At 72.2% G+C, this 25,840-nt stretch carries 27 protein-coding genes and 1 tRNA gene; 8 read left to right on the forward strand and 20 right to left on the reverse strand.

Annotated features, from left to right (window positions below; genetic code table 11):
- The first annotated feature begins 101 nt into the window (after positions 1–101).
- Positions 102–878 carry an SDR family NAD(P)-dependent oxidoreductase gene (locus Voc01_RS00650; protein ID WP_239159825.1) on the forward strand — a complete coding sequence of 259 codons (777 nt, stop codon included), beginning with the start codon at positions 102–104 and terminating at the stop codon, positions 876–878.
- A gap of 53 nt (positions 879–931) precedes the next feature.
- On the opposite strand, the gene Voc01_RS00655 is transcribed toward Voc01_RS00650, so the two are convergent.
- The gene (locus tag Voc01_RS00655) at positions 932–2,302 is read right to left on the reverse strand and encodes a cystathionine beta-synthase (RefSeq protein WP_203925213.1); all 1,371 of its coding nucleotides are present in this window, start codon (positions 2,300–2,302) and stop codon (positions 932–934) included.
- A 19-nt stretch (positions 2,303–2,321) separates the two neighbouring features.
- Positions 2,322–2,690, reverse strand: coding sequence for a YkvA family protein (locus Voc01_RS00660; protein WP_203925333.1), 369 nt, complete (start codon positions 2,688–2,690; stop codon positions 2,322–2,324).
- A 135-nt stretch (positions 2,691–2,825) separates the two neighbouring features.
- Between Voc01_RS00660 and Voc01_RS00665 the strand changes: the two genes are divergently transcribed.
- From Voc01_RS00665 to Voc01_RS00675, 3 genes are read left to right on the forward strand one after another with little or no spacing between them, the layout of a single operon-like run.
- Positions 2,826–3,845, forward strand: coding sequence for an SGNH/GDSL hydrolase family protein (locus tag Voc01_RS00665; RefSeq protein ID WP_203925214.1), 1,020 nt, complete (start codon positions 2,826–2,828; stop codon positions 3,843–3,845).
- Positions 3,846–3,866: 21 nt separating this feature from the next.
- Positions 3,867–4,658, forward strand: coding sequence for an SGNH/GDSL hydrolase family protein (locus Voc01_RS00670; protein ID WP_203925215.1), 792 nt, complete (start codon positions 3,867–3,869; stop codon positions 4,656–4,658).
- A gap of 52 nt (positions 4,659–4,710) precedes the next feature.
- Positions 4,711–5,958, forward strand: coding sequence for an acetyl-CoA C-acetyltransferase (locus Voc01_RS00675; protein ID WP_203925216.1), 1,248 nt, complete (start codon positions 4,711–4,713; stop codon positions 5,956–5,958).
- On the opposite strand, the gene Voc01_RS00680 is transcribed toward Voc01_RS00675, so the two are convergent.
- The 4 genes from Voc01_RS00680 to Voc01_RS00695 form a co-directional block, all read right to left on the reverse strand.
- Positions 5,951–6,997, reverse strand: a complete 1,047-nt coding sequence (locus Voc01_RS00680) for a serine hydrolase domain-containing protein (protein ID WP_203925217.1) — start codon at positions 6,995–6,997, stop codon at positions 5,951–5,953. The two genes, Voc01_RS00675 and Voc01_RS00680, sit on opposite strands and share 8 nt — an antisense overlap.
- 75 nt (positions 6,998–7,072) lie before the next feature.
- Positions 7,073–7,396: a hypothetical protein gene (locus Voc01_RS00685; protein ID WP_203925218.1), complete on the reverse strand. Its 324-nt coding sequence runs from the start codon at positions 7,394–7,396 to the stop codon at positions 7,073–7,075.
- Positions 7,393–8,265, reverse strand: coding sequence for a Bax inhibitor-1/YccA family protein (locus Voc01_RS00690; protein WP_203925219.1), 873 nt, complete (start codon positions 8,263–8,265; stop codon positions 7,393–7,395). Before Voc01_RS00690 ends, Voc01_RS00685 begins: the two co-directional genes overlap by 4 nt.
- A 266-nt stretch (positions 8,266–8,531) precedes the next feature.
- Positions 8,532–8,612: transfer RNA gene (locus tag Voc01_RS00695), tRNA-Leu, on the reverse strand.
- Positions 8,613–8,705: 93 nt separating this feature from the next.
- Between Voc01_RS00695 and Voc01_RS00700 the strand changes: the two genes are divergently transcribed.
- Complete coding sequence (locus tag Voc01_RS00700; protein ID WP_203925220.1) at positions 8,706–10,625, forward strand: hypothetical protein; 1,920 nt, start codon at positions 8,706–8,708, stop codon at positions 10,623–10,625.
- Here Voc01_RS00700 and Voc01_RS00705 read toward each other — a convergent pair.
- The gene (locus tag Voc01_RS00705; RefSeq protein ID WP_203925221.1) at positions 10,622–11,974 is read right to left on the reverse strand and encodes an NAD(P)/FAD-dependent oxidoreductase; all 1,353 of its coding nucleotides are present in this window, start codon (positions 11,972–11,974) and stop codon (positions 10,622–10,624) included. The genes Voc01_RS00700 and Voc01_RS00705 overlap by 4 nt on opposite strands.
- A 105-nt stretch (positions 11,975–12,079) precedes the next feature.
- Between Voc01_RS00705 and Voc01_RS00710 the strand changes: the two genes are divergently transcribed.
- Positions 12,080–13,777: a VWA domain-containing protein gene (locus Voc01_RS00710; protein WP_203925222.1), complete on the forward strand. Its 1,698-nt coding sequence runs from the start codon at positions 12,080–12,082 to the stop codon at positions 13,775–13,777.
- Positions 13,778–13,798: 21 nt separating this feature from the next.
- Here the strand turns inward: Voc01_RS00710 and Voc01_RS00715 are convergent, their stop codons facing one another.
- The 7 genes from Voc01_RS00715 to Voc01_RS00745 form a co-directional block, all read right to left on the reverse strand.
- Positions 13,799–14,386 (reverse strand): hypothetical protein, encoded by a 588-nt coding sequence (locus tag Voc01_RS00715; RefSeq protein WP_203925223.1) that lies wholly within the window; start codon positions 14,384–14,386, stop codon positions 13,799–13,801.
- Complete coding sequence (locus Voc01_RS00720; protein ID WP_203925224.1) at positions 14,383–15,702, reverse strand: DUF58 domain-containing protein; 1,320 nt, start codon at positions 15,700–15,702, stop codon at positions 14,383–14,385. Before Voc01_RS00720 ends, Voc01_RS00715 begins: the two co-directional genes overlap by 4 nt.
- Positions 15,699–16,676 carry an AAA family ATPase gene (locus tag Voc01_RS00725; protein ID WP_203925225.1) on the reverse strand — a complete coding sequence of 326 codons (978 nt, stop codon included), beginning with the start codon at positions 16,674–16,676 and terminating at the stop codon, positions 15,699–15,701. Before Voc01_RS00725 ends, Voc01_RS00720 begins: the two co-directional genes overlap by 4 nt.
- Positions 16,673–17,278, reverse strand: a complete 606-nt coding sequence (locus Voc01_RS00730) for a hypothetical protein (RefSeq protein WP_203925226.1) — start codon at positions 17,276–17,278, stop codon at positions 16,673–16,675. The genes Voc01_RS00725 and Voc01_RS00730 overlap by 4 nt, the downstream gene beginning before the upstream one ends.
- 70 nt (positions 17,279–17,348) lie before the next feature.
- Positions 17,349–18,038 (reverse strand): DUF4129 domain-containing protein, encoded by a 690-nt coding sequence (locus Voc01_RS00735; RefSeq protein ID WP_203925227.1) that lies wholly within the window; start codon positions 18,036–18,038, stop codon positions 17,349–17,351.
- A 42-nt stretch (positions 18,039–18,080) separates the two neighbouring features.
- Complete coding sequence (locus tag Voc01_RS00740; RefSeq protein WP_203925228.1) at positions 18,081–18,815, reverse strand: uracil-DNA glycosylase; 735 nt, start codon at positions 18,813–18,815, stop codon at positions 18,081–18,083.
- A complete protein-coding gene (locus Voc01_RS00745) occupies positions 18,812–19,930 on the reverse strand; it encodes an LppU/SCO3897 family protein (RefSeq protein ID WP_203925229.1) in 1,119 nt (372 codons plus the stop codon). The genes Voc01_RS00740 and Voc01_RS00745 overlap by 4 nt, the downstream gene beginning before the upstream one ends.
- A 122-nt stretch (positions 19,931–20,052) precedes the next feature.
- Between Voc01_RS00745 and Voc01_RS00750 the strand changes: the two genes are divergently transcribed.
- Positions 20,053–20,475 carry a hypothetical protein gene (locus Voc01_RS00750; protein ID WP_203925230.1) on the forward strand — a complete coding sequence of 141 codons (423 nt, stop codon included), beginning with the start codon at positions 20,053–20,055 and terminating at the stop codon, positions 20,473–20,475.
- Between the two features lies 1 nt (position 20,476).
- Here the strand turns inward: Voc01_RS00750 and Voc01_RS00755 are convergent, their stop codons facing one another.
- Genes Voc01_RS00755 through Voc01_RS00765 form a run of 3 tightly spaced genes read right to left on the reverse strand, consistent with a single transcriptional unit; the run spans position 20,477 to position 22,374 of the window.
- Complete coding sequence (locus Voc01_RS00755; RefSeq protein ID WP_203925231.1) at positions 20,477–20,893, reverse strand: hypothetical protein; 417 nt, start codon at positions 20,891–20,893, stop codon at positions 20,477–20,479.
- A 33-nt stretch (positions 20,894–20,926) separates the two neighbouring features.
- Positions 20,927–21,865 (reverse strand): Ppx/GppA phosphatase family protein, encoded by a 939-nt coding sequence (locus tag Voc01_RS00760; RefSeq protein WP_203925232.1) that lies wholly within the window; start codon positions 21,863–21,865, stop codon positions 20,927–20,929.
- Positions 21,862–22,374, reverse strand: coding sequence for an amino-acid N-acetyltransferase (locus tag Voc01_RS00765; RefSeq protein ID WP_239159828.1), 513 nt, complete (start codon positions 22,372–22,374; stop codon positions 21,862–21,864). Before Voc01_RS00765 ends, Voc01_RS00760 begins: the two co-directional genes overlap by 4 nt.
- 33 nt (positions 22,375–22,407) lie before the next feature.
- Between Voc01_RS00765 and Voc01_RS00770 the strand changes: the two genes are divergently transcribed.
- On the forward strand, positions 22,408–23,349 hold the full coding sequence (locus tag Voc01_RS00770) for an RNA ligase family protein (RefSeq protein WP_203925234.1): 942 nt from the start codon (positions 22,408–22,410) through the stop codon (positions 23,347–23,349).
- On the opposite strand, the gene Voc01_RS00775 is transcribed toward Voc01_RS00770, so the two are convergent.
- From Voc01_RS00775 to eno, 3 genes are all read right to left on the reverse strand, one after another.
- The gene (locus Voc01_RS00775; protein ID WP_239159829.1) at positions 23,305–23,817 is read right to left on the reverse strand and encodes a DUF501 domain-containing protein; all 513 of its coding nucleotides are present in this window, start codon (positions 23,815–23,817) and stop codon (positions 23,305–23,307) included. The genes Voc01_RS00770 and Voc01_RS00775 overlap by 45 nt on opposite strands.
- Positions 23,814–24,311 (reverse strand): septum formation initiator family protein, encoded by a 498-nt coding sequence (locus Voc01_RS00780; protein ID WP_239159830.1) that lies wholly within the window; start codon positions 24,309–24,311, stop codon positions 23,814–23,816. Before Voc01_RS00780 ends, Voc01_RS00775 begins: the two co-directional genes overlap by 4 nt.
- A 185-nt stretch (positions 24,312–24,496) precedes the next feature.
- Positions 24,497–25,780 carry a phosphopyruvate hydratase gene (gene eno / locus Voc01_RS00785; protein ID WP_203925236.1) on the reverse strand — a complete coding sequence of 428 codons (1,284 nt, stop codon included), beginning with the start codon at positions 25,778–25,780 and terminating at the stop codon, positions 24,497–24,499.
- Positions 25,781–25,840 lie beyond the last annotated feature (60 nt).

A 25,840-nucleotide genomic window follows, 5' to 3' on the forward strand; every position in this document is an offset into this window, starting at 1 on the left:
TGCCGCCCGGGAACCGCACTGGATAGAGTGTCGTCTATTTGAAGCCCCGCAGGGGGCGCGGGGAGCCAATCTCCGGGGATTGGACCGGCCGGTGGCATGTGGTGGCCGCTAGGGTCGTGGAGATCCACGAGGGGGTGCGGGTGTTCGGGCTCAGCGGGCGGACGGCGATCGTCACGGGTGGAAACTCGGGTATCGGGCAGGCCATGGCCGAGGCGCTCGCCGGGGCGGGAGCCACGGTCGTGCTCATGGGTCGCGACCGCGGGCGGCTCGACGGGGTGGCGGAGAAGATCGGCGCTCACGCGGTCCCGGTGGAGCTTTCCGACCGCGCGGACCTGCGGCGCGCCGCGGACGCCGCGGTGGCCGCGGCCGGCGAACCCGACATCCTCGTGAACGCGGCCGGCATCAATCCGCGGCCGCACATGAACGACCTCACCGCCGACGTGTGGGACGACGTGCTCGAGGTGAACCTCACGGCGCCGTTCCTGCTCGGGCAGCGGTTCGGGCCCGGCATGGCCGCGCGCGGGTGGGGGCGCATCATCAACGTCGTGTCGCAGCAGGCGTTGCGCGCGTACGGGAACAGCGGCGGCTACGGGGCCAGCAAGGGTGGCCTGGTGTCGCTGACCCGCTCGCAGGCCGAAGCGTGGTCGCCGCACGGGGTGTGCTGCAACGCGGTGGCACCGGGCGTCGTGGAGACGCCGATGACCGCGCCGATCTTCAGCGATCCTGCGAAGGCGGCGGCGACCGCGGCACGCACGTTCGTCGGGCGCAACGGGACGCCGGAGGACTTCCGCGGGATCGCCGTGTTCCTGGCCGGTGACGCGTCGGCTTTCGTCACCGGCCAGGTCATCTGCGTCGACGGCGGCCTCTCGGCCCACTGACCGGCGCGCGGACGCGGGCGGCGGCACCTAGTGTCCCGAGTCGCCCACCGGGTCTAGGTGTCCAGGTGGGCCAGCAGGTCCTGGCGGGTGAGGACGCCGGCCGGCTTGCCGTCGACCAGCACCAGGGCGGCGTCACTGGTCTCCAGGAGCTTGACCGCCTCGGCCACGGGCTGGCCGCCGCCGATCATCGGCAGGGGTGGGCCCATGTGGGTCTCGATGCGGTCGTGCAGGTGGGCCCGGCCGCCGAACAGGGCGTCGAGCAGGTCCTTCGCCGCGATCGAACCGGCCACCTCACCGGTGACCACCGGTGGCTCGGCCTTCAGCACCGGCATCTGCGAGACGCTGTACTCGCGCATGTAGTCGATCGCGTCGCGGACGGTCTCGTTCGGGTGGGCGTGTACCAGGTCGGGCATGCCGCCGCTCTTTCCCGCCAGCACGTCACCGACCGTCGCCTCGGCCTCGGAGCCGGTGGCGAGGAAGCCGTACCGGGCCATCCACTCGTCGTTGAAGATCTTGGACAGGTAGCCGCGGCCGCCGTCCGGGAGAAGGACGACCACGACGGCGTCGGGACCGGCCTTCGCCGCGACCTGCAACGCGGCCGCCGCCGCCATGCCGCACGAGCCGCCGACCAGCAGCCCCTCCTCGCGGGCCAGCCGCCGCGTGAGCGCGAACGACTCCTTGTCGGACACCTCGACGATCTCGTCGGCGATGCCGCGGTCGTACGTGGTCGGCCAGAAGTCCTCACCCACGCCCTCGACCAGGTACGGCCGGCCGGTACCGCCGGAGTACACCGACCCTTCCGGGTCGGCGCCGATGACCTTCACCGCGCCGTTCGAGACCTCCTTGAGGTACTTCCCGACGCCGGAGATGGTGCCGCCGGTGCCGACGCCGGCCACGAAGTGGGTGATCTTTCCGGCGGTCTGCTCCCAGATCTCCGGACCGGTGGTCTCGTAGTGCGAGATCGGATTGTTGACATTCGAGTACTGGTCGGGCTTCCAGGCCAGCGGGATCTCCCGGGCCAGCCGGTCGGAGACCGAGTAGTACGAGCGCGGGTCCTCCGGCGCGACGGCCGTCGGGCACTCCACGACCTCGGCGCCGTAGGCGCGCAGCGTGTTCTGCTTGTCCATGCTCACCTTGTCGGGGCAGACGAACACGCAGCGGTAGCCCTTGAGCTGGGCGACCAGGGCCAGCCCGACGCCGGTGTTGCCGCTGGTGGGCTCGACGATCGTGCCACCCGGCCGCAGCTGGCCCGACTTCTCGGCCTCCTCGACCATCCGCAGCGCGATGCGGTCCTTCACGCTGCCGCCGGGATTGAAGTATTCGACCTTCGCGAGGACGGTGGCCTCGATACCGGCGCTGACATTGCGCAGCCGGACGAGAGGCGTGTTTCCGATCAGCTCGACAACGTTGTCGTAGTAGCGCACCCGGCCATTATGCGTGGCGTCAGCCGATGACCTCTCCGGGTACGGCCTGCTGGCGCTTCTCCCACTCGAGGAACCGCTCGGTCTCGTCGAGCAGGGCGCCGGCGAACCAGGCCGCCACGGCCGCGTCGTCGACCAGGCCGATGAACAGGAGGATGCCCTCGGGGACGAAGTCGATCGGCGAGACGATGTACGCGGCCGAGACCAGCATCATCGTCATCCGCGACTTACCGTCGTACCTCCCCCGCAGGGTGGCGCCGACCATGCGCGGGATCGCGCCGATGCGCCTGGCCAGGCCGGGCGTGCCGGGCTTGAACGTGCGGACGAGCGCGGTCCAGGCCGCGCGTCGCCGCAGCTGGGTCGCCGCCCGGTTGGACGTGTAGGTGGCCATTGCGCTCCCGCCCTTCACATGGGTGCTCTCCATCGTGCAATACCCACGCACGTTCCATCCACAACGGCCGCGTTGTTGAACTCGGTTGAGCAAAGTGGATGACAAACTTGCTAGTGAACGTTCGTTAACCTCGGAATGATCGGACGATCGGGGGTGACGATGGTCGAGCAGTCTCGTTTGAGGCACGTGGCAACGGCCGCCGGCTACGCGAGCGCGGGGGTCACGGCGCTCGGCATGCTGGCCACGGGCGTGGTCATCGGGCAGGCGCTGATCGCCCGCCGGACCATACCGACCGCCGAGCATCCGCCGCCGCGCTGCGACGGCCGGTACGGCTTCGAACATCCGGGCGAGCCCGTGCGGCTCGCGGTCCTCGGTGACTCGTCGGCCGCGGGCTACGGCGTCGACGCGCCCCGCAAGACCCTCGGCGCGCTGCTCGCCGCCGGACTGGCCGAGCAGCTCAAGCGCCCCGTCGACCTACGCTGCGTGGCCGTGGTCGGCGCCCAGTCGCGGCACCTGGCGCCCCAGGTCGAGCGGCTCCTCGACGACCCGCCGGACCTCGCCGTCATCCTCATCGGCGGCAACGACGTGACCCACCGGTCGAACGTGCCCGACGCGGTGCGCGCCCTCGGCGACGCGGTCCGCGCGCTGCGCATGGTGAACACCGACGTGGTCGTGGGTACCTGCCCCGACATGGGCGCGATCGAGCCGATCCAGCCGCCGCTGAAGTGGCTGGCGCACCGCTGGAGCCGCCAGCTCGCCGCGCTGCAGACCATCGCCGTGGTCGAGGCCGGCGGCCGGACCGTGTCGCTGGGCGACCTGCTCGGCCCGCAGTTCGCCGCCGACCCGCAGCGCATGTTCGGCTGGGACCGGTTCCACCCGTCGGCCGAGGGGTACGTGGCCGCCGCCGGGGTGCTGCTCCCCTCGATGGTGTCGGCGCTGGCCGAACCCGCCGGGCCGCGTCCGGCCGAGCCCGACGGCGCCGGCGTGCGCAACCTGTACGCGGCCGCGGCGAAGGCCGCCGAGCAGTCCGGCATCGAAGTGGCACCCGCCACTGTGGCCGGGCGGGAGCGTGGACCGCACGGCCGTTGGGCACACCTACGACGTCGGGCTTGGCGGTCCGTGGGACGCCCGACCGATCCGGCGCACGTACCCTAGAGGGCCTGGAGGTCATGTCGCATGGCGGAGCGCAGAGCGATCCGGCAGTTGTCGCGGGCGGCTGCCGTTACGGCGATGGCCGGTGCGGTCGGCGGGATGGCGCTCTTGGCCGCGGAGACCCTGGCCGCCCGGGCCCGCAAGTACGCCACGCCCGACATGCAGCTCGCGATGCGCGCGACGGTCGGCCCGGCGAAGGCGCCGACGCTGCGGCTGGTGCTGCTCGGTGACTCCACCGCGCTCGGCGTGGGCGTCGAGCAGGTCGCCGACACCGTCGGCGGCCAGCTGGCCGCGCTGCTCGCCGAGGGACCGGGCGGGCGCCGGGTCGAGCTGTCGAGCGTCGCCGTGGCCGGCTCCCACTCGTCCGACCTGGGCATCCAGGTGGCCCGAGCGCTGGTGGGCACGCGTCCCGACGTTGCCGTGATCCTCATCGGCACCAACGACGCGGTCAGGCTGGCCCGGCCGCTCGAGTCGGCCGAGCAGCTCGCCGCCGCCGTTCGCCGGCTGCGCGGGGCCGGGTCGGCGGTGGTGGTCGGCACGTGCCCCGACCTGGGGTCCACCCGCGCGTTCGCCCAGCCGCTGCGCCAACTGCTCGGCTGGCACGGCCGCCGGCTCGGCCGGGCCCAGGTCGACGCCGTGCGGTCGGCCGGCGGCACCGCCGTCGACCTCGCCGAGCGCACCGGCCCGGTGTTCCGCGCCGACGCGGGCACGCTCTGCCACGACGGCTTCCACCCGTCGGCCGACGGCTACCGGGTGTGGGCCCACGCGCTACTTCCCGCCGTCGTGGCGGCGGTGGGCGGCTTGAGACATCCGTAGCAGAGCCACGGATCACAAATGTCGCTCGCTTAACGGGCGTTAAGATGCGGGCATGCCGGAAGCCGTCATCGTTGCCACCGCCCGCTCGCCCATCGGACGAGCGTTCAAAGGTTCCCTGCGCGACCTGCGTCCCGACGATCTCGCCGCGACGATCGTCCGCGCCGCCCTCGACAAGGTCCCCGAACTGGACCCCAAGGACATCGACGACCTCTACCTCGGCTGCGGGCTGCCCGGCGGGGAGCAGGGGTTCAACATGGGCCGGGTGGTCGCCACCCTGCTCGGCTACGACCACCTGCCGGCCGCCACGCTGAGCCGCTACTGCGCCTCGTCGCTGCAGACCACCCGCATGGCGTTCCACGCCATCAAGGCCGGTGAGGGCGACGTGTTCGTCTCCGCCGGCGTCGAGACGGTGTCGCGGTATGCGCGCGGCAACTCCGACGGCCTGCCCGCCGAGGCGCAGGCGCTGGTCGGCGGCACCTGGGAGAACCCGAAGTTCGACGACGCCAAGGCCCGCACGGCCAAGAGCGCCGAGGGTGGCGCCGGGCCGTGGCAGGACCCGCGCGAGTCCGACCAGATCCCCGACATCTACATCGCGATGGGCCAGACCGCCGAGAACCTCGCCGAGATCAAGGGCGTCAGCCGGCAGGAGATGGACGAGTTCGGCGTCCGTTCCCAGAACCTCGCCGAGGAGGCCATCAAGAACGGCTTCTGGGCCCGCGAGATCACCCCGGTGACCACCCCGTCGGGCACCGTCGTGTCGACCGACGACGGTCCCCGTCCCGGCATCACTCTGGAGGGCACGGCGGGCCTCAAGCCGGTCTTCCGCCCCGACGGACGGGTCACCGCCGGAAACTGCTGCCCGCTGAACGACGGCGCCGCCGCCGTCGTGATCATGAGCGACACCAAGGCGCGCGAGCTCGGGCTGACCCCGCTCGCCCGGATCGTGTCGACCGGTGTCACCGCGCTGTCGCCGGAGATCATGGGCCTCGGCCCGGTCGAGGCGTCGAAGCAGGCCCTGGCCCGCGCCGGCATGACCATCGACGACATCGACCTGGTCGAGATCAACGAGGCGTTCGCCGCGCAGGTGATCCCGTCGTACAAGGACCTCGGCATCCCGCTGGAGAAGCTGAACGTCAACGGTGGGGCGATCGCGGTCGGCCACCCGTTCGGCATGTCCGGCGCCCGGATCACGGCCACGCTGCTCAACTCGCTGGAGTGGCACGACAAGCGGTTCGGGCTGGAGACCATGTGCGTCGGCGGCGGCCAGGGCATGGCCATGATCGTCGAGCGCCTCAGCTGACATCGCAGACCACCGCATCGACCAGGGCCTCGACCGCGTCGTCCGGGTCGGTGCGGTGGTTCGGGGTGACCGCGACGGTGACCTGGCGGCGCCCGTCCTCCGTCGAGAACGAGTAGGCCTGGTAGGCCAGCGCGTCACCGTCGTTGCCGTACACGCGGACCCCGCACGGGGTGTCTCGCCAGGTCAACCCGAGCCCGTAGGTCCGGCCCGTCTTCATCTCGGCGAGCAGGTGGCCCGGTAGCAACCGCCCGCCCAGCAACGCGGCGAAGAAGCGGTTGAGATCGCGCGTCGTGGAGATCAGCTCGCCGCCGGCTCCCATCACCGACGGGTTGAACTCGGTGTAGTCGACCAGGCCCCGCCCCTCGATCGGGACGTACCCGTGCGGATGCGGCCCGGGGATCCGGGTCGCGGTGCCCGGCATCAGGGTGCCGGTCAGCCGCAGCGGTCGAATGACGCGGCGCTCGACCTCCTCGCCATAGGACCGGCCGGTCACCCGCTCGATGATCCGGCCGAGCAGGAGGTAGCCGGTGTTCGAGTACGCGAAGGCCGAACCGGGCGGCTCGTGGGTGGGTCGGTTGGCCGCGGCCCGCTGGAGCAGCTCGTCGGCGGTCCAGGTGCGCCAGCGGTTGTCGAGGAACGCCGGATCCGGCGGCAGCCGCAGCGTCCGCAGGTAGTCGTACCGGCCGCTGGTGTGGTTGAGCAGGTGGCGCACCGTGACCCCGGGCAGCCCGGTCTCCACGGGGTCGTCGAGCCGCAGCCGGCCCTCCGCGACCAGCTGCAGCACGACGGTGGCCACGAACGTCTTGGTGACGCTGCCGGCCCGGAACCGGCCGTCGACCGGCACCTTCCGGGTCGTGTTCCGCTCGGCGACGCCGCTGGCACCCCGCCACACGGCCCGCCCGGTACGGACCTCGGCCAGCCCGCCGACCGCGACCGCGGCCACCACGGCGTCGAGGCGACGCTGCGGGTCCGGTCTCGTGGGGGTGGCCGGGACCATCAGGGTCAGCGCGGCGAGGAGAGATATCTGCTTGAGAACCATGCACCGGAGCGTGGGCGCACGACACCGCTACCGGCGTCACCCTCCCGAGCCATCCGGCATACCTCTGCCGAGGGACTACAGCGCGCGCTTGGTGGCCAGGACCCGTTTCGTGGCGGCCGTCAGGCGGGCCTCGTCGTCACGGGCGGCCTCGATGAGGTCGGCCACGACGACACGCAGCTGGTCGGGCAGGGCCGTGTCGGGCGAGAGGCGGGGCACGACGCGGTGGGGCTGGCCCTCGGCGTCGGCGGCCTGGTCGGCCAGCTCCTGGATCAGGGCGTGGAAACGGTCGGCGCGCGTCCCGGGTCCCGACGCACTGGACGCCGCCCATCGGGGCGGCGTCCAGGTGGAGACCCGGTCGACGAGCCGGCGGGTCTCCACCGCCAGCTCGTCGGTGGTCATCTGCGCAGGTAGCTCAGCATCTGCAGGATCTGCCAGTACAGGAAGATCAGGCCGACGAGCAGCCCGAACGCCGAGTACCAGGCGAACTTCTCCGGGATGCCGTGCCGCACGCCCTCCTCGATCTCCGCGAAGTCGAGGATGAACGTCAGCGCGCCGATGACGATGCCGGCACCCGCGAACAGGAACGCCAGCGGGTTCACCGAGTCGGTGCCGTAGTCGACCAGGCCCATCTCGAAGTTGAACGCGTACGCGACCAGGTTGATCAGGCTCAACGCGACGAACGCCAGCAGCGCGCCGATGACGAACTTCGCGAACTTCGGGGTGGCCCGCAGCACCCGGAACTTGTACAGCACGGCCATCACGAAGAACACCGCGAACGTGGCCGCCACCGCCTGCATGACGATGCCGGAGTACCGCTCATTGAAGTACTCGCTGACGACGCCGAGCAGCACACCCTGGATCGCCGCGTAGGCGAAGATCACGGCCGGGTTGGTGATGCGCTTGAACGCGATCACCAGGCCGAGGACGAGCCCGGCGAGCACCGAGCCGACCATCGCCAGCGTCGCCACGGTGCCGGTGTCGGGGAGCGCGATCCAGGCGATCGCGCCGAAGATACCGGTGACCGCGAGCAGCATGACCGTGCGGACGACGACGTCGTCGATGGACATCGTGCCGCCGCTGACCCCCGGTGGCGCCGGGTAGCCCCCGCCGTACTGCTGCCCGTACTGGGGCGGGTACTGCTGCTGCCCGTACGGCTGCTGCTGGAAGGGGTTCTGCCCGGGCTGTGCATATGGTGCTTGTTGGCCACCCGCGCGTCCCTGGCCTGCGGCGCTGCCGAGACGGGTGAGCACGGGATTGGAACTACGCACGTTCCGCCTCCTGTGGATGGAGCCCGAAAAAGAAGAGCTCAGTTGCTGCATAGAAGCGTATCCCGCCAGCCTGGGAGCCCGCTGTGCAAGAAGAACACCGATATGACGCCCGCAAACGAAAGACGACGCACACCACCCGAGAGGCCACGAGGGGGCAAGCCAACCGGCGAGACACCGGCCACGAGGGGGGTTGAGCGGCCTGCCCTTACCGGAGCCGCTCTTGCTCCGGTAAGGGCAGGCTTGCGTCCGGGATTTAATCAATAGAGTGCCCGGGGCGGGACTCGAACCCGCATGCCTCTCGGCAGCCGCTTTTAAGGCGGCCGTGTCTGCCGTTCCACCACCCGGGCGGGCGTTGGCGTCCAGATCGTGGACCCATATCACCGTAACGGGTGTGCTGATCGGCAGGCCTCGTACGACCGGACGGCAGTATGGTCCCTCAGGTGAGGAGCGCTGCGCCGACCGACGATGGCCGGCCGGACGACGATACCCATGTCACGGCCACCCCGCCGCGGCAACGCACGGAAGCAGCCTCCGACGACAGCACCGCGATCCGCATCGTCAACCTGATCGGTGCCGACCGGCCGTCACGGGTGATCAACGCCAAGCTACCGCGCCGCGCGGAGCCGCAGCCGCCGCCGGAGCCGGCGCCGCCCCGACGGGTGTGGCACGACCTCGCGGTCTGCTTCGGGTTCGTGCTGGTCGCGGCGCTGCTGACGGCCGGGTTGTGGCCCGACCCGCACACCCGCCAGCTCTCCCTCGGCGCCAACGACCAGGTGCTCAGCGAATGGTTCCTGGCCTACGACGCACGGGTCTACGCCGGTGACTTCAGCCTGGTGACCGACCGGCTCAACGCACCCGACGGGGTGAGCCTGCTCGCCAACGCCTCGGTGATCCTGCTCGGCCTGATGCTCGGACCGGTCACGCTGGCCTTCGGCGCACCGGTGAGCTTCGCGCTGGCCATCGGGCTGAACCTGGCCGTCACCGCGTCCGGGTGGTACCTGCTGCTCGCCCGCGCCCTGGGCCGGCACCGGTTCGCGGCGGCGGTCGGTGGCCTCCTGGCCGGGTTCGGACCCGGGATGATCTCGCAGTCGAACGGGCACCCGCACATCACCGCGCAGTGGCTCGTGCCGGCGCTGGTCTGGTGCGTGCTCAGGCTCGCCGACCCCGGTCGCGAGCGGCGCCAGCAGCTGATCACCGGCGCCCTGCTCGGCTTCCTCGTGACGCTGCAGTACCACCTCGGTCCCGAGGTGCTCATGATCACAGCGTTCGGGCTGTTCCTGTTCTGCGCCGCCTACGCGGCGGCCGCCTGGCCCGACGCCCGGCCGCGGCTGTCGGGCCTGGCCAGCGGCCTCGGCATCACGTTCGGCGTGGCCGCCATGCTGCTGGCGTACCCGTTGTGGCTGCAGTTCGCCGGTCCGCAGCACGTGCGCGGCGGCCCGTTCCCGTCGTACTACTTCGGCCTCGACGCGGCCAGCCTCACCACGATCTCCCCGCTGGCACTCGGCGGCGACCGCGCCGCCGCGAACCTGTCGACCGACCCGGCCGAGTACAACGGCTTCTTCGGGATCCCGCTGCTGCTCGCGATCGCCGGGATCACCCTGTGGCTGTGGCGGCGGCCGGTCGCGGTCGCCTGCGCCGCCGCGGCGGCCGCGATGGTCGTGCTGGCGCTGGGCCCGCGGCTCACCGTCGACGGCGAGCAGACCGGGATCGCGCTGCCGTTCGCGTTGATCGACGGGCTGCCCGGGGTGTCGGCGGCGCTGCCCGGGCGGTTCGCGCTGGCCGCCGGTCCGCTGTTCGCGGTGCTGGTCGCGCTCGCGGTCGACACCGCGCTCGCGGTGACGGACGGCTGGACGCGGCTCATCGTGCCGGTCGCCGTGCTCGCCGCCCTCGCACCGGTCGCGCCCACTCCGCTGCCGACCGAGGAGCGGCCGGCGGTGCCCCGGTACTTCACCGCCGGCATGTGGCGCGGGTGCGTCGGCGACGGAGGCGTGCTGGTCCCGGTCCCGTTGCCTGAGCCCAGGCGGCCCGAAAGCATGCGCTGGGCCGCGGCGGCCGACACGCGATTCGCCCTGCCCGAAGGCTCTTTCATCGGCCCCTACGGCACCGGCGGAACGGCGTCGCTCGGCGCCTTCCCGCGACCGACGTCGCTGCTGCTCGCGCAGGTCGCCGACACCGGACAAGTACCCGTGATCACCGACGCCCAGCGGGCCGACGCCCTCGCGGACGCCCGCTTCTGGGGCGCCCGCTGCTTCGTGCTCGCCGCGCAGCGCAACGACGCGCCGCTGCGCGACACCGTCGAACAACTGCTCGGCTTCCCGCCGCAGCGGGTCGCCGACGTCGACGTGTGGAAGCTGACCTAAGCCTCGACGGACGCCTGCTCGCGGGCCTCGACCGGTGGGGTCACGTCGACGAACGAGTCGCGCGGCTGGTGCAGCCCGCCCAGCGACACGACCTCGCGCCGCAGGATCAGCGCCAGCGTCCAGTCGACGACCACGCGGATCTTGCGGTTGAGGCTGGGGATCCGGCTCATGTGGTACGTGCGGTGCATGAACCAGGCCGGCAGGCCCTTCAGCTTGATCCCGTACACCTGGGCCACGCCCTTGTGCAGGCCGAGGCTGGCCACCGAGCCGACGTGCTTGTGCTTGTAGTCCTTCGGCTCGCGGTCACGGATCACCGCCACGATGTTGTCGGCCAGGCGCACCGCCTGCCGGACCGCGTGCTGCGCGCTCGGCGAGCAGGTGGCACCCGGCGTCTTCGAGGTGAGGTCGGGCACCGACGAGCAGTCGCCGGCGCTCCACGCCCCGTCGACCACCGAGCCGTCCTCGTGGACGACCTGCAGCTTGGCGTTGCAGAGCACCCGGCCGCGGCCGTCGCGGGGCAGGTCGGTCTGGTTCAGCATCGGGCTGGGCTTCACGCCCGCGGTCCAGACGATCGTGTCGGCGGCGAACTCGTCACCGTCGCTGAGCCGGACGATGCCGTCGACGCAGGACTCCAGCCTGGTGTCGAGCCGGATGTCCATGTCCCGACGCAGCAGCACCTGCACGGTGTAGGCGCCCATGTCGGGGTCGACCTCGGGCAGGATGCGCCGGGTCGCCTCGACGAGCACCCAGTGCATGTCCTCCGGCTCGAGCTCCGGGTAGTACTTCAACGCGTCGTGCGCCATGTCCTCCATCTCGGCCAGCGCCTCGATGCCCGCGTAGCCGCCGCCGACGAACACGAACGTCAGCGCCCGCTTGCGGGTCTCCGGGTCGCTCGTCGCCGCGGCGACGTCGAGCCGCTCGAGGACGTGGTTGCGCAGGAAGATCGCCTCGCCGATGGTCTTGAAACCGACGGCGTGCTCGCGCAGACCCGGGATCGGCAGGGTCCGGGAGACACTGCCGGGCGCCGCGATGACGTGGTCGTAGGCGACCTCCCGGGCCGGCCCGATGATCGGCTCGACCAGCGCGACCTTGCGGCTGTGGTCGATCCGGGTGACCTCACCGGCGATGACGTGGGCCTTCCGCAACGCGCGGCGCAGCGGCACCACCGCGTGCCGCGGGGAGATGTTGCCGGCCGACGCCTCCGGCAGGAACGGCTGGTAGGTCATGTGCGGTTGCGGGTCCACAACCGTGACCTCGGCCTCGCGGAACTTCAGCTTCTTGGTGAGCCGAAGCGCGGCGTACAGGCCGACGTGTCCGGCTCCGACGACGAGGATGCGTTTGGCAGTCACGTTGGTCATCGTCCTGCCCACGGGTGCTTGACAATCCGGCGGCCCCCAATATTGTCACCGCCGTCTCACCGGGTGTTACGCCCGTCACGTTGATAGTTTTGCGGCATGACGACGCTGTCCAAGGGCCAGAACATGCCGCTCACCGCCACATCGGTGCGCGCCGTCATCGGTTGGAGCGCCGGCACCGGCGTTCCGGATGTAGACGTCTCCGCCCTCCTGCTCGGCCCGGACAAGAAGGTCCGCGACGACTCCGACTTCATCTTCTTCAACCAGCCGACGCACGCGAGCGGCGCCGTGCGCCACGAGGGCAAGCAGGCGGGCGCCGACGCGGTCGGCATCGACGTGACGAGGCTCCCGCCGGGCGTCGAACGCGTGCTGATCGGCGCGTCCGCCGACGGTGGGACCTTCGGCAAGGTGTCCGGGCTCCACCTGCGGGTGCTCGACGCCGGCTCGGGTGCCGAACTCGCCCGCTTCGACATCACCGACGCCACGTCCGAGACCGCCTACCTCTTCGGGGAGGTGTACAAGCGGGGGGACGGGTGGAAGCTGCGCGCCGTGGGCCAGGGCTACGCGTCGGGGCTGGCCGGTTTCGCGACGGACTTCGGCGTCTCCGTCGACGACGAGCCCGCGCCGCAGCCGGCCGCCTCCCGGCCGGCCGCTGCCCCGCCTTCGGCTCCCCCGGCTTCGGCTCCCCCGGCGGCGCCGTTCCAGGCGCCGTCGGCACCGCCCGCCGGGCCGCCGCAGGCTCCGCCGAGCGGGCCATACCAGGCTCCGCAGGCGCCGCCGACCGGGCCGTACCAGGCGCCCCCGACCGGGCCGTACCAGGCGCCCCCGACCGGGCCCTACCAGGCGCCGCCCGGTGCCCCGCCCGCCGGGCCGTACCAGGCACCGCCGGGTGCCCCGCCCGCGGCTCCGTTCCAGGCGCCGCCTTCAGGCCCGCACCAGGCGCCGCCGCAGCCGGCCGCCCAACCCGCACCCGGCGGTGGCGGCGGGGTGAACCTCGCCAAGCAGCGCAAGCTCATCGACATGGAGAAGCGCGCCGCCCAGCAGGCGCCGCAACTGCTCAACCTCACCAAGCAGGCGGCGGTGAGCCTGCAGAAGCGCGGGCTGGCCGACCACACCGCCCGGGTCGCGTTGTGCCTCGACATCTCCGGGTCGATGTCGAACCTGTACCGGTCGGGGAAGATCCAGGCGCTGGTCGAGCGGGTGCTGGCGCTCGGGCTGCGGTTCGACGACAACGAGGCCGTCGACGTGTTCCTCTTCGGCGCGGAGGCGCACGAGGTGGGCGAGCTGCGGATGAACAACTTCCAGGCGTTCCTTGGCGGCGTTTTGCAGCAGCACCCGCTGGAGGGTGGCACGTACTACGGCAAGGCCATGCAGATGATCCGGGCCAACTACTGGGGCAACCCGGGCCCCCGGTACCAGCCGCAGCGTGACAACCAGCCGGTGTACGTCATGTTCGTCACCGACGGGGCGACGTTCGACGAGTCGGTGACCATCGAGCAGCTGAAGTACAGCGCGTACGAGCCGATCTTCTGGCAGTTCATGGCGATCGGCGACTCGCCGCAGGCCGTCGACGCCGACAAGAACAAGAAGAAGGGCTTCTTCAAGCGGCTGCTCCAGAGCGACTTCACGTTCCTGGAGAACCTCGACAACCTGCCCGGCCGCTACATCGACAACGCGAACTTCTTCGCGGTGACCGACCCGGCCAACATCCCCGACGACCAGCTCTTCGACCTGATGATGGCCGAGTACCCCCAGTGGCTCGGCCTGGCCCGCCAGGCCGGCCTGCTGCCGCAGTAGAACGAGGTGGGCGCGCCGGGGTCACGGACGCCGGCGCGCCACCCACACGATCAGCCACACCAGGCCGATCACGGGGAACAGGCCGAGGATCGTGGCGGCCAGGTAGTACTCGGCCGGCCAGCCGCTCACCACGTACAGGGCGCCGACCGACAGCGCGACCGACACGACCACCACGAGTGCCGCCCGCATCAGCCAGCGCAGGATCACGCCCTGGTCGACCACGGCGTCGTACGGGAGCACGGCGGCCAGCGCGGCGCCGGAGTGCACCACGTACAGCGCCACCGACAGGCCGATCAGCCGGGTCAGCGTCACCTGCGAGTCGTAGAGCATCGTCGCCGCGATCCAGCCGGCCACCGTGATCAGCCAGAACACGGTGACCGCGGGCGAGCGCGGCCACAGCGCCGGCAGCAGCGCCAGCAGCAGGATGAGCAGCGCGGGAGACCCGAACGTCGTGTCGGGCGGGTAGGCGAAGCCCTGCGCGATCATCGCGGCGGCGAAGACGACCAGCCGCACCGCGAACGGCCACGCGGTGGCCCGCTCGACGATGCGCCGCGCCCGGGCGACCCGGTCCCGGGCCCCACGAGCGATCAACCCACCCGAATCACTCATCGCAGGCCCACCCGGGGCACGGTCGCCAGGCGGGAGACGTCGCGGAGCACCGCGTCGAGGCTGCCGGCGCCGGCCCAGGCCACCACCGGCACACCGTGCTCGCGCAGCTGGCCGATGAGGTTCTCCCGCTCCAGCCGCCAGATGTGCTGGGCCACCGGCATCCACGACGACGTGGGCAGCCGCACCTCGGTGCTGCTCAGCGTGTCGACGGCGATCGCCACCCGGCCGCCCCGGGCCAGCCGGGCCAGCATGCCGACGGTGCGCTGGTCGAGCAGCGGGCTGAGCACGATCACCAGGGCGTGCGACGGGATCAGCGTGGTGCCGAACGCGCCGGCGCTGGGCTCGTACGGCGACTCGCTCGGGGTGACGTCGAGCAGCCACTGCAGCGCCGTCAGGTACTGCCGGCGGCCGCTGGCCGGACGCAGGAACCGCGACCGCAGGCCGTACTCGAGCAGCGCGACGCGGTCGCCGCGGGTCAGGTAGTGCTCGGCGATGGCGGCGGCGGCCCGCACGGTGGTGTCGAGCACCGACGCCCTCCCGCCGTGGCCGCCCGAGCGGCCCGCCTCGTGCAGCACGTCGAGCAGGAGCAGAACCTCGGCGTCGCGGTCGCTCAGGGTCGCGGCGACGTGCAGCTCGCGGGCCCGCAGCGACACCCGCCAGTCGATGCGGCGCAGCCGGTCACCCGGTCCGAACGCCCGGACGCCGGCGAGCTCGCCGCCCTCGCCGGGGCGGCGGGACCGGTGCGCGCCGACCAGCCCGGCCGCCCGCGGCATCGCCTCGGCCGCGACGAACGGCTCGACCTCCGGGTAGACGGCGAGCATCAGCGGGTCGGTGATCGCGGCGGTGCTCATCAGCATGCCGTCGCAGGCGACGGCGTGCGCCGTCACCGGGCCGAGCCGGTGCCGGCCCCAGCGGCGCACGTAGCCGGTGAGGTCGACGTCGACGACCGAGCGTGGAGTGGTCCCCGCCACGTACGGCCGGTCGCCGTGCTTGAGCGTCACCCATTCGGGCGTGCGGACCCGGATGAGCATGAGGTCGTAGGCGGCCCGGTCGGGGTTCACCGCGCCGAGCCGCACATCGATCGGGGAGCCCTCGACGACCACCGAGTCGGCGACCGAGATCTCCGTGGCCGGCGGCTGCGACGGTCTGCGTACGAGCGCGACCCCGGCACCGAGCGCGACCGGCGCGACGATCACCACCAGGTCGAACCGGCCCATGATGATGGCGACCAGGAGCAGCAGGGCCATGAGCAGCAGGGACCGCCCCAGCGCCCGGGTGGGCCGCCAGATCCCGAAACCGCCCTCCGGATCGGTCATGCGTGCCGCGGCAGGGCACCGCTCGCCGGCACGGGCGTCCGCTCCAGAACGTCGGCCACGACGCTGGCCGGCTCGACGCGCCGGAGCCACAGCTCGGGCCGCAGCGTGATGCGGTGGGCCAGCGCCGGCACGGCGACGGCCTTCACGTCCTCGGGCACCACGAACGCGCGTCCCGACAACGCCGCCCACGCCCGCGACAACAGCAGCAATGCGAGCGACCCGCGCGGCGACGCGCCGACGAGCACGTGCGGGTGGACGCGGGTGGCGGCGGTCAGCGACACGATGTAGCCGCCGACCGAGTTCTCCACCTGCACGTCCTCCATCGCCGCCTGCATGGCCAGCAGGGTCGGCGCGTCGACGACCGCCGCCACCTCCGACTCCTCCTGGCGCCGTCCCATCCGCCGGCGCAGCACCTCCCACTCCTCCTCGCCCGACGGGTAGCCGAACGACACGCGGAGCAGGAACCGGTCGAGCTGGGCCTCCGGCAAGGGGTACGTGCCCTCGTACTCGATCGGGTTCGCGGTGGCGAGCACGTGGAACGGCGGTTCCAGCCGGTACGTGGTCCCCTCGACGGAGACCTGCTTCTCCTGCATCGCCTCGAGCAGCGCGGCCTGGGTCTTCGGCGGCGTGCGGTTGATCTCGTCGGCGAGCAGCAGGTTGGTGAAGATCGGACCGGCGCGGAACGCGAAGTCGTGGTTGCGCTGGTCGTAGAGGAACGAGCCGGTGACGTCGGCGGGCAGCAGGTCGGGCGTGAACTGCAGGCGCCGGAACCCGATGCCGAGCGCCTGCGCGAACGTGCGGGCGGCCAGGGTCTTGCCGAGGCCGGGCATGTCCTCCAGCAGCACGTTGCCGCCGGCGAGGATGCCCGCGAGCACCATCTCCAGCGCTCCGCGCTTGCCGACGACGACGGTCGACACCTCGTCGAGTACCCGCTGGCCGAGCTGTCCCGCGTCGACGGGCGACAGGGCGGTCATATCTTCTCCATTTCGTCGACGACGGCCGCCATCTCGCGAACGGTGGGCGTGCGTGCCACCCGCGTGTGCAGGAACGTCCACAACTGCTCTCCTATCAGCGCGCGGGCCCGCTCCGGATCGCTACGCAACGTGATGCTGTGCCGCTGCCGTAGGCGCTCGTCGACCAGCTCGTACAGCCGTGGCAGCACCGCTGATCTGTACCGGGCGGGGTCGCGCTCCGTCCACCCGAACCGCGACTCCCACCGCTGGACGGCCCGCACGACCCCGTCGGCCGGCGCGTTGGCGGCGGCGCCGTCGTCGGTCACGCCCCACAGGTCGCTGCGGGCCGCCGGTGGTGGCGGAGATGCGGGGACCGACCTGAGCGCGCGCCTGAGCAGCAGGATCGTGAACACGACCGCGAAGAGGACGGCCAGGGGCGTCTCGAAGCCGGTGGTGCGGATCACGACGTACGCGCCGACGGCGACGACCGCCGAGAGGATCAGGTCGACCAGCCACCAGCGGCGCTGCCGCGGGGCCTCGCCGGGCCCGCTGTCGCTCTCGTCGAAGTCGAGGAGGTCGTTGAGCGAGACCTGTTCCGGCCTGGGCCGGCGGCTGCGACTCATGCGATCGCTCCGCTGCGCTCCGCGATGCTTTCGCGGACACTGAGTTGATGATTCACTCGCTGACGCTCGCTCATACCTTCGCCTCCAGCTCTGCCCGCAGGCGCTGCAGCGCGGCCACGGCCTCGCTGCGCATCGAGTCGTCGACGTCGCCGAAGCTGTACCGGGCCGCCCGGTAGACGGCCGCCAGCCGGTCGAGCACCGGCCGGCTGATCTGGTGCACCTCGAGCAGCCGCAGCACGTAGTCGGCCGGCGAGTCCGACGGGCGGCGCGGGGTGCCGGCCGACGCGGCGGCGTCCTCCAGCCGCACCCAGCAGCTGATCACCACGCTGCGCGGGTCGGATCCGCTCTGCGCGAGCTGGTCGAGGCCGGCGTCGAGCGCGGCGGCGACCTCGGCCGCGTGGGTCGCCGGTTTCGGCGTCCCCTTGTCGGCCTCGATCGGGCGTCCCCTGGCCTGGATCGAGTCGCGGACCGCGACGAACACCAGCGCACCGACGATCAGCAGCACGATCAGCACGCAGAGGGCGCCGAGCACCGTCTCGACCCAGGCCGGGATCTCGAACGGCGTCTCCCGCGGCACCGGCTCGGCCGACACCAGGGGCGGCTGCGAGACCGTGGCGGTCGCGCTGGGTCCCGCCTCCGGCGACCCGTCGGCCGGCGGCAGCGGGCGAGCGTTGATCTGCGGCTCGGCGAGCGCCGACGCGACGAACGCCGCCACGAGCAGTGCCGCGACGGCGAGCAATGGCAGCCACCGGCGCACCACCGGACGGGTTCCTCCTCAGCGGGCCGCTCAACGGGCTCTGGATCAGGCCCCGGCTATCGCCACCGCCCGGGCCAGTACGTCGTCCAGCATTACCGGCGTGAGCTTGCCGGTAAAGGTGTTCTGTTGGCTGACGTGGTAACAACCGAGCAACGCCGGAGCATCACCGTGACCAGCCTGCCACAGTGCGCCGTGGCCGAACTTGGGGCGGGGTGTCACCGTGCGGCCGTAGACCTTCCGGAGCACCGGCCAGAACGCCGCCCAGGCGAACCCGCCGAGGGCGATCACCACCTTCAGCGACGGCCGGAGCAGCTCGACCTCCCGGTGCAGCCACGGCGCACAGGTGTCGCGCTCGGCCGGGGTCGGCGCGTTGGCCGGCGGCGCACACCGCACCGCGGCGAAGATCCGCGTGTCGTGCAGCGTGAGCCCGTCGTCGACGCTGACGCTCGTCGGCTGGTTCGCGAGGCCGGCCCGGTGCAGTGCGGCGAAGAGCACGTCGCCGGACCGGTCACCGGTGAACACCCGGCCGGTGCGGTTGCCACCGTGTGCCGCCGGTGCCAGGCCGAGGATCCCGATGCGGGCGCCTTCCGGTCCGAAGCCGGGCACGGGGCGGGCCCAGTAGGTCCAGTCGCGGAACGAGGCCCGCTTGGTGACCGCGACCTCCTCCCGCCACTCGACCAGCCGGGGGCAGGCGAAGCAGTCGGAGACCGCGTCGTCGAGGTCCGCCAGCGATCCCAGGCCCGGCGCGACGAACCCGGGATCGGTGTGCGGACGCGTCACTTGTTGGTCTGGAGGCAGAGCACCGTGCCGGGGTCGCCTTCGCGGCCCTCCCAGTAGATGACCTCCGCACCCTGGAACTGGCGGCACAGCTCCTCGTTGGCCTCGCCCTGCGTCTTGTCCTCGACCTTGCCGACGACCTTGTAGCGGGCGTCGCCGTCGGAGCACTCGACGACCTCGAGGTCGGTCTCCTGGAACCGCTCGGAGTTCCGGTCGATCGACTTGCCGCTGAGGCAGTCACCGACCTTGGCGTCGGCCGCGCCACCGCCGGACAGCGACATCACACCCCAGACCACGCCGCCGAGGCAGAGCAGCAGGAGCACCGCACCGGCGACCGCCAGGATGATCTTGGTCTTGCCGCCACCCCGGCCGGGCGGCGTCATCGGCGGCAGCGGAGACCCGGGGGCGGCGCCGAACGCGTGCTGCTGGTTCGGGTCGTAGCCGGGCTGGCCGAAGCCGGTCGGCGGCTGGTTCGGGTCGTAGCCCGGCTGGCCGGGTTGCCCGGGCTGCCCCGGCTGGCCGAAGCCGGTCGGTGGCTGGTTCGGGTCGTAGCCCGGCTGGCCCGGTGGTGGGAACGCCCCGGTGGTGGGCGACTGGTAGGCCCCCGCTCCGGACGCCGGCGCGGGGAACCCGCCCGTCTGCGGGGCCTGGTAGGCGCCCGCGCCCGAGGTCGGCGGCGGGAAGCCACCCGTCGCCGGCGGGAACCCCCCGCTGGGGGTCGGCGGACCCGACGTAGGTGGCGGGAACCCACCGGGCGGCGGCGGATACCCACCCGCGGCACCGGACGTGGGCGGCGGGTACCCACCGGCGGCACCAGACGTGGGCGGCGGGAAGCCACCCGCGGCGCCCGACGTCGGTGGCGGGAAGCCACCGGCGGCGCCGGACGTGGGCGGCGGGAAACCGGGCGCGCCCGACGCCGGCGGCGGGAAGCCACCGGGTGCGCCGGACGTCGGCGGCGGGAAGCCCGCGCCCGCGCCCGAGGTGGGCGGCGGGAACTGGCCGCCCGCTGGTGGCGGCTGAGGCGGAGGCGGGGGGTACCCTCCACCGCCGGCCGGGGGCGGTTGGTAAGGCGGCTGGTTGGAACCGTCGCCGTACGGCGGTGGGTGCTGGTCAGACACGAGTCCTCCGACAAGTATCACTGTGATCAGTACTCACCGTAGCGCCACAGCCCCTCGATCGCTGTACCGGCACACGTGATCGGACCCTTCACTGGCTCGACACGGCCCGTTACGGTGTCGAGGTGTTCGACCTGCTGCAACGCCTCACCAAGGCGCCCGGCCTGTACCGCGGCCGGGGAGACGGCATGGAGAGCGGGCCGTTCATCGCCCGCATCCAGGTGACGCCGATCGTCCGCGGCCGCGCCGTGGTGCTCGACTACGAGGCTTTCAGCGACTCGCACGGGCTGCAGCACGTCGAGCACACGGTGCTCACCGCCGGCGAGGGTGGCCGGCTGGAACTGCACGTCGCCTGCCTGGAACTGCCCGGGGTGGTGCGGTTCCTGGAGGTGCGGCCGGGGGTCTTCTCCGCCTACGACGGCCCGATGCCGGCCAAGATCCTCATGACCATTCCGTCGGAGGCCTCGCTCACCTACGGCTGGTGGTGGTCACGCGACGACGCCGAGCCGCGCGAGCAGAGCCGCGCCGAAGTGCGCCGCACCGCCTGACTCAAGCTGCGAATACTCGCAGGATCTCGACCGGCGGCTCGGTGTCGGCCAGGCGCACCGGAACCGGCGGCTGCGCCGGAATCGGCACGGCGGCGGCACCCGCACCCATGGGGCGCGGCTTGCGCGGCCTGCTCGGCTTCGTGGAACTGCCGCCGCGGCCCGGGTACACGAACAGGCCGTTGACCGGGTCGGGCGTCGCGTCGAGCGCGGCGGTGACCACCGGCAGGTCGCGGAACCGCTGCCAGTCGTCGACCTCCCGGAAGCCCAGTTCGAGCAGCACGCCGCCGGGCAGCACCGTCCACTCCCAGCGCTTGGCGCCGTGGGTGATGGCCGCCTCGAGCAGCGACTCGCCGTAGCCGTCCTTCCAGCGCTGCGCCGGAAGCACGCCGTCTCGCACCTCGATCGACCACCACTTCATGGCATTCGACGGTACGCCCGGTCCTTACCGCCCTCAAGCGGTTCCGGCTGCGCTGTAAGCGATACCGTCGAGAATGTCGTGCTCGCTGGCGATCACCGCCGGCGCGTCGACCTGCTCCATGATCACCTGGAGGATCAGGGCGCCGGCCGCGATCACGTCGGCCCGGCCGGGGTGCATCACCGGCATCGCCAGGCGCTCGGCCCGCGTGGCGACGAGCAGTTCGGTGGTCACCCGCTCCACGGTGGCGCGGTCGATCCGCGCCTGGTGGATGCGCGCCGGTTCGTACGCGTCGAGGCCGAGGGCGAGCGCGGCCACCGTCGTCACCGATCCGGCGAGACCCACGAGCGTGCGTTCGACGCCGTCGCCGGGCTTCGCGTGGACCGCCGTGAGCGCGCGGTCGACGCTGGCGGTGACATCGGCGCGGGCCGCCGCGACCTCGGATGCTCCGGGCGGGTCGTCGGGCAGGTGGCGCTCGGTCATGCGCACGCAGCCGATGTCGACGCTGATCGCGTGCTCGACCCGCCGGGAACCGGTGACGAACTCGGTGGAGCCGCCCCCGATGTCCACCACCAGGTAAGGGCCCGGTGCGTCGAGCCCGCGTACCGCGCCGGTGAACGACAGCCGCGCCTCCTCGTCACCGCTGATCACCTCCGGCTCGACGCCGAGCGTCTCCACCACCATGGCCCGGAAGTCGCCGGCGTTCGACGCGTCGCGGCTGGCGCTGGTGGCGACCATCCGCACCCGCTCGGCGCCCGCGTCGCGCAGTTCGGCCGCGTAGTCGGCCAGGGCCTTGCGGGTGCGCTCGATCGCCGCGGGCGCGAGCCGACCGGTGCGGTCGACCCCCTCACCCAGCCGCACGATCTCCATGCGCCGGCTGACGTCGGTGAGCCGGCCACCCGCGGTGTCGCCATCGATGTCGGCCACGAGCAGCCGGATCGAGTTGGTGCCACAGTCAATCGCGGCGACCCTCACCTGTCCTCCAGATGCAGCAGCATGCGCGTGTTGCCCAGGGTGTTGGGCTTGACCCGTTCGAGGTCGAGGAACTCGGCGACACCTTCGTCGTAGGAGCGCAGGAGCTCCTCGAACACCTGGTGGGTCACCGGCGTCCCGTCGATCGGTTCGAACCCGAAGGAGCCGAAGAACGCCGTTTCGAACGTGAGGCAGAACACCCGTCGCACGCCCAGCTCCCGGGCCGCGTCGACCAGGTCGCTGACCAGGCGGTGGCCGACCTTCTGGCCCCGGCACTCCGGGTCGACCGCGACCGTGCGGATCTCCGCGAGGTCCTCCCACATGACGTGCAGCGCGCCGCACCCGACGATCGCGCCGTCGGAGATGCGCTCGGCGACGCGGAACTCCTGCACGTCCTCGTACAGCGCGACGGTCGCCTTCGACAGCATGATTCCCGGCTGCGCGTAGGTGTCGACCAGCCGCCGGACCGCTCTTATGTCCCGGGTCCTGGCCCGCCGGACGATGACCTCCACGCCGCCTAGCGTAGATCGCGCACCATGGCCTCCGTGGAGCACATCAGCTACCCCAGGATCACCACCGGTGGGTCCGCCGTCGGCGGCTCCTCCGGTGGCGACTGGATCGCGACCGAGAAGATCCACGGCGGTCAGCTCGTTCTCGGGTACGACGGCGGCGCCCTGCACGTGGGGAAGCGCAAGGCGTGGTTGCGGCCCGACGAGGCGTTCTTCGGGTGGCAACTGCTCCGGGACCGGTTCCAGGTGGCAGTGGAGGCCGCGCTGACCCGGTGCGGCGGCGAGGTGCGGATCTTCGGCGAGCTGTACGGCGGCGCCTACCCGCACCCCGACGTGCCGGCCGCGCCCGGCATGGCACCCGTGCAGACCGGGGTGTGGTACTCCCCCACGGTCCGGTACGCGCTGTTCGACGTGCTCGGCGGCGACGGCCGGTTCCTGCCGTACGCCGAGGTGGCCGCGGTCGCCACCGCCGCCGGGCTCGACGTGGTGCCGCTGCTCGCCCGGGGCAGCCGCACCTCGGTCGACGCGGTGCCGGTCCGGTTCCCCACGCGGGTGCCGCAGGTGCTCGGGCTGCCCGAGCTGGCCGGCAACCTCGCCGAGGGCGTCGTCCTGCGTCCCGACGGCCCGATGACCCCGGCCGAGCGTCCGGTACGCAAGCTCAAGATCGCCGAGTTCGACGAGCGGCGCTTCAGCGAGAGCCGCAAGTGGGACCCGTGGCTGCACCTGAGCCCGGCGGAGCTCCGCGAGATCGCGACGACGATGGTCAACGGGCCGCGGCTGGCGAGCGCCCGTTCCAAGGTCGGCCCGGACGCCGGCGACGACCTGCTCGACGAGGTGACCCTCGACGTGATGATCGACCTGGCCGAGGCGTTCCCGGCGGCCGTGGGCGCCCTCAGCTCCACCGACGAGGCGGCGCTGCAGGCCCACATCCGCTCACACGCAGGGGCCCTCGGCCCACCACTCGCCGACGAGCGCTAGCGTCTCGTCGCCGATCGGGTTGATGCCCGGCCCGACCGCCAGCCGGTGCCCGAGGTGCACGTGCAGGCACTTCACCCGGATCGGCATGCCACCGGCGGACACGCCCTCGATCTCCGGCACGTGACCGGCGGCCTCCCGGCGGGCCAGGTAGTCCTTGTGCGCCCCGGCGTAGTGCTCGGCCAGCTCGGCGTCTTCGGCCAGACGGGCGTTCTGCTCCTTCATCATGCCGCCCGACTCCAGGCGGCTGCACTCCGCCACCGCGCGCGGGCAGGTGAGGTAGTAGAGCGTCGGGAACGGGGTGCCGTCGGGAAGGCGCGGCGTCGTCTCCACCACGGTGGGACGGCCGCAGGGGCAGCGGTGCGCCACGAAGCGCGTGCCCCGCGGGGTGCGGCCGAGTTGGGCGGCCACCGCGTCGAGGTCGGCCTGGGTCGCGGGATCCCGCACCGGGTTCCCAGGGTCGACGGTCACCCGTTCGCCACCTCGACGCTCGACCACAGCTTCTTGTACCAGGGGTCGCCCGCGGCCGGGTCGGGCTGCGTCGTCGGGGTGGCGCCGGCCGCGACCGCGTCGGGCAGCGGCACGATCGAGATCTCGCCCGGCAGCACGTACTGCAGTTCCTTCTTGGCCTTGGCCTTCACGAACTCGGGGTCGTCCCACTTGGCCCGCTCGTCGGCCAGGCCAGCGATGCGCTCCCGCTGCTCGCGCTGCTGCTGTTCGAGCCCGGCGATCTCGGCCTGCTGGGCCAGGTAGACCCGCACCGGATACGCGTACGCCAGCAGCAGCCCGACCAGCACCATCCCGAGCACCGCGGCCCGGCCGGTGAACCGGCGCGGCTGCGGTGCCCGGGTACGCGTGGCAGCGGTGCCCGTGTTGGGCCGGCGCACCCCGGCCGGCCGGCTCGCCGCCGTCGGCCGTCCCCGCTGAACGGGCCGGGCCGACGACGCGGAGCGGTTCGGGTCCAACCGGATGGTCTTGCCGGTACGGCCCGGCTCCGACCGCGGGACACGGCTCGGCTCGGACCTGGCGGCCCGGCGCCCAACGGCGCCGCGACCGCTGCTCTGCCCACGGCTACCCTGCCCGCCGCGGCGGGGCGGCGGTGCCGCTCCACCGCGACTGGCTGGCATCAGAACCCCCTGAACGTGAAACGTCAGGACGAACGGTACCGGGGAAACGCCCCGGCGCCGGCGTACCGCGCCGCGTCACCCAGCTGTTCCTCGATCCGGAGGAGCTGGTTGTACTTGGCGACCCGGTCGGAGCGGGCCGGCGCACCGGTCTTGATCTGGCCGGTGCCGGTGGCGACGGCCAGGTCGGCGATCGTGGTGTCCTCGGTTTCGCCCGACCGGTGGCTCATCATGCAGCGGAAGCCGGCCCGGTGGGCCAGGTCGACGGCGTCGAGCGTCTCGGTGAGGGAACCGATCTGGTTCACCTTGACCAGCACCGCGTTCGCCGCCGCCTCGTCGATGCCCCGCGCGATGCGCTCCGGGTTGGTGACGAACAGGTCGTCGCCGACGATCTGGATGCGGTCGCCGAGCCCGGCGGTGAGCGCCGACCAGCCGGCCCAGTCGTCCTCGGCCAGCGGGTCCTCGATGGAGACGATCGGGTAGTTGTCGACCAGGTCGGTGTAGTACGCGATCATCTCGTCGGCGCTCTTCGCGGCGCCCTCGAACGTGTAGGTGCCGTCGTCGAAGAACTCGGTGGCGGCCACGTCGAGCGCGAGCGCGATGTCCTCACCCAGCGTGAACCCGGCGGCCGACACGGCCTCGGCGATCAGGTCGAGCGCCGCCCGGTTGGTGGGCAGGTTCGGCGCGAAGCCGCCCTCGTCGCCCAGGCCGGTCGACAGGCCCTTCTTCTTCAGCACCGACTTCAGCGCGTGGTAGACCTCGGCGCCCGAGCGCAGCGCCTCGGCGAACGTCGCGGCACCGATCGGCGCGATCATGAACTCCTGCACGTCGACGTTCGAGTCGGCGTGGGCGCCACCGTTGACGATGTTCATCATCGGCACCGGCAGCAGGTGCGCGTTGGGACCGCCGACGTACCGGTACAGCGGCAGCAGCGCCGAGTCGGCGGCGGCCTTCGCCACGGCGAGCGACACGCCGAGGATCGCGTTGGCGCCCAGGTTCGACTTGTCGGGTGTGCCGTCGAGGTCGAGCATCGTCTGGTCGATGAGGCGCTGGTCACTCGCGTCGTGGCCGAGCAGCTCCTCGGCGATCTTCTCGGTGACGTTCTCGACCGCCTGCTGGACGCCCTTGCCCAGGTACCGCTTGGGGTCGCCGTCACGCAGTTCGATCGCCTCGAACGCGCCGGTCGACGCGCCCGACGGCACCGCGGCACGTCCGACGGTGCCGTCGTCGAGACCGATCTCGACCTCGACCGTCGGGTTGCCGCGCGAGTCGAGAATCTCCCGGGCGACGACCGCTTCGATGGTGCCCATGGCTTCCCCCTCAGGTTGTCTGGATCCGCGGAGCAGCCTAGTCGGGCCGGGTGACGCCGA

Source organism: Virgisporangium ochraceum (genome assembly GCF_016863655.1).
GTDB classification, from domain to species: Bacteria; Actinomycetota; Actinomycetes; order Mycobacteriales; family Micromonosporaceae; genus Virgisporangium; species Virgisporangium ochraceum.